Source organism: Clostridia bacterium, assembly GCA_028698525.1.
GTDB lineage: Bacteria > Bacillota > Clostridia > JAQVDB01 > JAQVDB01 > JAQVDB01.
This window is the reverse complement of the sequence record JAQVDB010000091.1, coordinates 1-5,783: the sequence shown is the minus strand read 5'-3', so window position 1 is coordinate 5,783 and position 5,783 is coordinate 1. Positions and strand designations below refer to the sequence as shown.

5 protein-coding genes and 1 pseudogene are annotated in these 5,783 nt (G+C 36.1%); all 6 read right to left on the bottom strand.

Annotation, left to right across the window (positions count from 1 at the left end; translation table 11 throughout):
- Positions 1-4: 4 nt before the first annotated feature.
- The 6 genes and pseudogenes from PHP06_10290 to PHP06_10265 all read right to left on the bottom strand — a co-directional run bounded on the left by PHP06_10290 (position 5) and on the right by PHP06_10265 (position 5,698).
- Positions 5-645: pseudogene (locus PHP06_10290) on the bottom strand (MBL fold metallo-hydrolase).
- A gap of 16 nt (positions 646-661) precedes the next feature.
- Positions 662-2,341, bottom strand: a complete 1,680-nt coding sequence (argS, locus tag PHP06_10285) for an arginine--tRNA ligase (protein MDD3840929.1) — start codon at positions 2,339-2,341, stop codon at positions 662-664.
- On the bottom strand, positions 2,310-2,780 hold the full coding sequence (locus PHP06_10280; GenBank protein MDD3840928.1) for a DUF1934 domain-containing protein: 471 nt from the start codon (positions 2,778-2,780) through the stop codon (positions 2,310-2,312). Before PHP06_10280 ends, argS begins: the two co-directional genes overlap by 32 nt.
- 31 nt (positions 2,781-2,811) lie before the next feature.
- Entirely contained in the window at positions 2,812-3,618 is an 807-nt protein-coding gene (gene murI, locus PHP06_10275; protein ID MDD3840927.1) for a glutamate racemase, read from the bottom strand.
- A gap of 101 nt (positions 3,619-3,719) precedes the next feature.
- Positions 3,720-4,460 (bottom strand): CRISPR-associated endoribonuclease Cas6, encoded by a 741-nt coding sequence (gene cas6 / locus PHP06_10270; GenBank protein MDD3840926.1) that lies wholly within the window; start codon positions 4,458-4,460, stop codon positions 3,720-3,722.
- Between the two features lie 239 nt (positions 4,461-4,699).
- Positions 4,700-5,698, bottom strand: a complete 999-nt coding sequence (locus PHP06_10265; protein ID MDD3840925.1) for a cation diffusion facilitator family transporter — start codon at positions 5,696-5,698, stop codon at positions 4,700-4,702.
- Positions 5,699-5,783 lie beyond the last annotated feature (85 nt).

Below are 5,783 nucleotides of genomic sequence, written 5' to 3'. Positions count from 1 at the left end.
TATTTTATTCATATGAAAGTACTAGTACTCTGGATAATTTGCCCATGTTATTTTTAGTTATTTCTATACTGTTATTATCTACCTCTTGATATTCCCCCGCTAAACTTAAAAATTTATCCACTGTATCCAGTGAAAAGCTTAAAACCGGGGTCTTGTAGTGCATAGGAATTGTAACTGCAGGATTCAACATGTCTATTGTCCTCATGGCACCTGATGCATCGATAGTAAATGTTCCACCTACCGGAATCAATAATACATCTATCTTTCCTATTTGTGCAACATGTTCTCTAGTAAGCGCGTGTCCCAAATCACCTAAATGACAAACCTTCAATCCATCTATGCTATATATATATATATAATATTCTTACCTCGTTTAGCACCATTAGCATCGTCATGAAAAGAAGATATCCCCTTTATACGTATACCCTTTAAATTAAAATCACCCGGTTCATCTATAACAACCGGATTGCCCTGTACAGCATCTGTATAATTATGATCAAAATGATCATGACTACAAGTGACTATATCCCCGCTCTCTTTAGGAACAGTATAACCTACAGATGAATCAAAGGGATCTGTTATTATTGAAGTCCCGTCTCCATCTTCCATTTTAAAGCAAGCATGTCCCAACCAAGTCAGTTTCACAAAGAATCACCTCTCCTTACATTTTTTGAGGGGCAGTAATTTTGAGCAAGTCTAAAATATTTTTTATTACAATCTGAGTACATCTTATCAAAGCAAGTCTTGCATGCATCAGCTCTTGGTCTTCTACTCTAACCCTGCAGCTGTTATAAAAAGTATGGAAAATCGATGCCAAATCCAACATATACCTGGTTATTCTGCTAGGTTCTAGGGAATTAGCAGCTATTGTTATCTCTTCAGGATAATCCGCAAGCTTTCTCATCAACTCCAGCTCCTCCGGCTCCCCTAGCCTATGCATATTCACTTGGCATATACAAGGCATATCCACCCCTTCTTGCTCTATCTGTCTTATTATGCTACAAATTCTAGCATATGCATATTGAACATAGAATACAGGATTTTCATTGCTTTGTTTAACTGCTAAGTCCAGATCAAAATCAAGGTGGCTACCGGCGGATCTCATGTTAAAGAAAAACCTGGCTGCATCTTTACCCACTTCCTCTATCAGGTCAGAAAGGGTAACTGCTTGCCCCTTTCTTTTAGACATCCTAGCTACTTCTCCATTTTTAAGCAACCTCACTAGCTGCATTATAATTACCTGGAGCCTATCAGGTTGGATTCCCAAAGCCTGCATAGCACCTTTCATTCTGGCTACATGACCGTGGTGATCAGCACCCCAAATGTCTATTACCGTATCGAAATTTCTCACTAAAAATTTGTTCCGATGATATGCAATATCAGCTGCAAAATATGTAGGTAACCCATTATTCCTGACCAACACCTCATCCTTTTCTACTCCAAATTTAGATGCCTGGAACCATAATGCCTCCTCTTTACTGCATGTATATCCGCTATTTTTAAGATGTTCTATAGTGTTGTCTATCTCTCCACCTTCATGTAACGTACGTTCAGAAAACCATATATCAAATTCAACACCAAACTTTTTTAGGTCAGATTTTATCTTATCAATATTCTTTTTAAGGGCATATTCCACAAAAACTTTTTTTCTATCCTTTGGGTCCACATCCAAATATTTATCGCCATGTAAATCTATAAATTCTTTCATATGCTGGGTTATATCTTGGCCTTGATAACCTCCCTCGGGAATATGGCCTTCTCTGCCCAACAGCTCTAAATACCTAGCTTCCAATGACTCTCCAAATTTTTCTATCTGATTGCCTGCATCATTTATATAGAATTCTCTAGTGACATCATATCCAGCTGCATCTAAAACGCTGGCAAGAGAATCCCCTAATGCTGCACCTCTAGCGTTACCCATGTGCATAGGTCCTGTGGGGTTGGCGCTGACAAATTCCACCATCACCTTTTTGCCTTTGCCTATATTTACCCTGCCGTAATCATTACCTCGGTCATATATGACACGTAGCACATCATACAGCCAATCATTATTTAAATAAAAATTGATAAATCCCGGACCGGCACTTTCTACTCTATCTATATAAGTCCCCTGTGTATCGATATTCTCAATAATGGCTTTGGCTATGTATGCAGGAGGCTTTCGCACCTGCTTTACAATCTGCATTGCAATATTGGATGAAAAATCTCCATGGGTCTTATCGTTTGGAACTTCAACTATTATCTGGGGCAATCTTTCAAATTCAATCGCTCCTTTTTCCCTTGCTTTATATAGTGAGTCTTCTATTACATCAATTATCTGTGTTCTTACTTGCTTTATCATGTTTTCTGTCACTTGCTTTGCCCTCCTTGAAACTTACAAATATTTGGTTTTCTCCTGCATAACTCCCGCCTACATCTAGATGATATCTCAAATCAATACTACCTTCGGTATCTGATATATAAGATTCCACTTTTGTAGGAAACACTTCCATGTGAAGGTCACCATATGGCGTGTTGTAATAATTTACATACTTTGTCCCTTTTCTAAACACTAAATGGCTGTTATTTGTACCTAGCCTGATCAACGACACCATATCATCCTCTATTTTTATAGTAGTAGTGGTACCTTCCATACCTGATATTTCAGATTCCTTGTATACTATATAATACTTCCCTTCTTTTGAATAAAATTTCCCTTCTGTTATGAGTTCTATTATATCTTCCTCTTTATCTAGATTGATCTGTTTTCCTTTTATAGATACAATTACGTCTTTATTCATATCCTTATTCTATGCAAGCTCCTTTCAATAGTTAAAATTCCTCTATATCAATTTTTTTAACCCGCCCTATCTTTCTATCTAAAAAAATATTTGCTATCTTTTTAAACTTTTCTCCATTATCGCTAGAATAATAAACATGGCGACAAGGTGTACTTTTATCACAGAGAGCATCGGATTGTTTCAGAATTTGTTTTACAGTTTCTGCTGTACCTACCGCCGGGTCTATAAGGTTTACATCTTCCCCCATCACCTTGTGTATAGTATTTTTTAAAAGGGGGTAATGAGTACATCCCATCAAAAGGCTGTCAATTCCTTTTTGTTTTAGGGGAAGCAAATACTTTTCTGCAGTAAGACGAGCAACTTCTGTATCGCTCCAGCCTTCTTCTGCAATAGACACAAAAAGCGGACAGGGCGTGGAAAACAGTTTTACATCATCTTTTATTTTCAATATTTCTTCATCATATGCCCTGCTGTTTACAGTAGCCTCAGTGCCTATTATCCCTATTTTGCCGTTTCTAGTCTGTTCTACTGCACATCTTGCCCCTGCCTTGATCACGCCTAGTATAGGTATATCAAAATGCTTTTTAGCTTGCTCAAGGGCAATTGCACTCGCGGTATTACAAGCTATCACTATAATTTTAATGTTCTGACTGATTAAAAAACGTATGCATTGAAAAGAAAATTTTATTACTGTCTCTTTCGATTTGGTTCCGTAGGGGACTCTTGCAGTATCTCCTAAATATATAATACTTTCATCTGGAAGCTGTCTCATCAACTCCTTGACCACAGTAAGTCCTCCCACGCCCGAATCAAAAACCCCTATAGGTCTATTATCCACTATCAGTCTCCTCGCTTTGCATTTAACACTACATTTATTTTACTATAAATTCTTATTAATTCAACTTACTAAACAAAAAAACCGGAATAAATCCGGTTGAATTATCTCCCAATCTTTTCCAACATGCCAAACCCCTGAGAATTATAGCCTCCTAGACCAGAGTCATATATCAGAGACATTATATGTACAGGCGCTTCAATATATACTGGAAAAAGATATCCTTTTATATATTGTTCATCATAACATATGAGATTTTCACTCTTTTGCATACTATATTTTTCCGGGTTAATCACCCCTATGTTAAAAAAATCATAATCAAATTCCTTTTTATATATATGTTTGCACTTAAACGCTGTTATTTCCTTGAGAACTTCATAAAACAGGCTTTGCAGAGGATTCAAAAAAATAAGCCTTCCATCTCTCATCAATGGAACTACCGTAGGGCAAAGCATCTTGAAATCCTCTTTCTCGGTGAGAAATACTTTTCTTTCACTTATATTCTCTATACAAAAATGTATACCGTTAATCTCTATCTGTTGGCGTTTTGACAGCCCTTCAATTATCCCCTGAATTACCCGCTCAAAAGGGCTTGATATATACAACCTAGCATAACCATCAAACTCAATACCAGCAGCTGTAACATTGTACTTTCTAAAAAGCAATCTGGAAAAGTTAAATAACCCTAATTTTGTTCCATTAAACATTTCTACATCATAATCAGACATATCGTCTATATAATCCACATCTTTCATTATATCATCCAACAAAGTATTTATGGAATGATTATAATTAAAATCAATTATATTCTTGCCCATCGCATTAAGCTTCAATTCTATCCTCATAAAACTACTCCCCAAGTAAAATAATATAGATACTTGTTTTAAAGCAAATATCCATATATATATTTCTACACTTCTTTCTATATCCCTTTAATTTTTCAAGGTTATTTTTTACTTTTATAGAAGTAATGCCGGGAGCATATAATAATCCCTGAACAAAGGTTTAGTTTTAACCTTCCAACAGGAACTTATATATTGAAGGTTAGTGAACTGCTCATAAATATTCGGCTAAAACAATCTATTCACTTGCTCATATACTTCCTAAAATTTCTCAAATTATATCCAAAAGAATTCTTTTTATCACATCTCTCACATTCAAGTGTTTTATTCCCCTCATCATCCGTATTAAAACACGGATTCACATGCACCAACACGTTTTTCACATCATCCACATTTTCCATTATTGCATCTTTGACTTTATGACTTATGTCGTGTCCTTCATATACGGAAAGAAATCTATTTACACATATCTTTATGTCTACGTATATTCTAGCCCCGTGCATTCTGGTATTAATAGCATGTATATTCATAACACCATCAACACCTGCTATAGTCCTTAAGATCTTATCTATAACTTCAGGGCTGGCAGCAGTATCCATCAATTCTTTTACAGCCTGCATATAAATATCAAAAGAAATCTTAATAATAAAAACCGCTACTGATAAACCTGCTATGGGATCCAACACCGGAATGCCTAGCCTGGCACCTGCTATACCTATCAATGCAGCAATAGAAGAAATAGCATCTGACCTATGATGCCATGCATCCGCTTTCATGCTGGTGCTCTTGATTTTGTCTGCAGTATTGATAGTGATTCTGTACATCCATTCTTTTACCCCGATTGACAATACAGCTGCATATAGCGCAAAAGTGCCGGGTACCCTTATATCTCCGGATAATATAGTCTTTACAGCTACAACACCGATTCCTAGAGCAGTAATAAAAAGCAATAAAGCTAATATCTTGGCCATTATCGACTCCGCCTTTTCATGTCCATAAGGGTGCTCCCTATCCGCCGGCTTTTCCGATATATTCATACCGATCATCACTGCAACGGTAGAAATAATATCCGATCCAGAATGTACTGCATCAGCTATCATCGCTGTACTATTAGATATTATTCCCGCTATGAATTTTACGATAGTCAGTATTATATTACCTATAATTGTAATCAATGATATCCTATTGCTTTCTTTATACCTATTTTCTTCTTTTATAGTATTATTCGAATAATTGCTCATTATTTTTTCCCCCAATTTATTATCAATTGAAAATAATATATTTATCATTATATAACATCTTTGGCTTATTTGCTACATTTCGAGA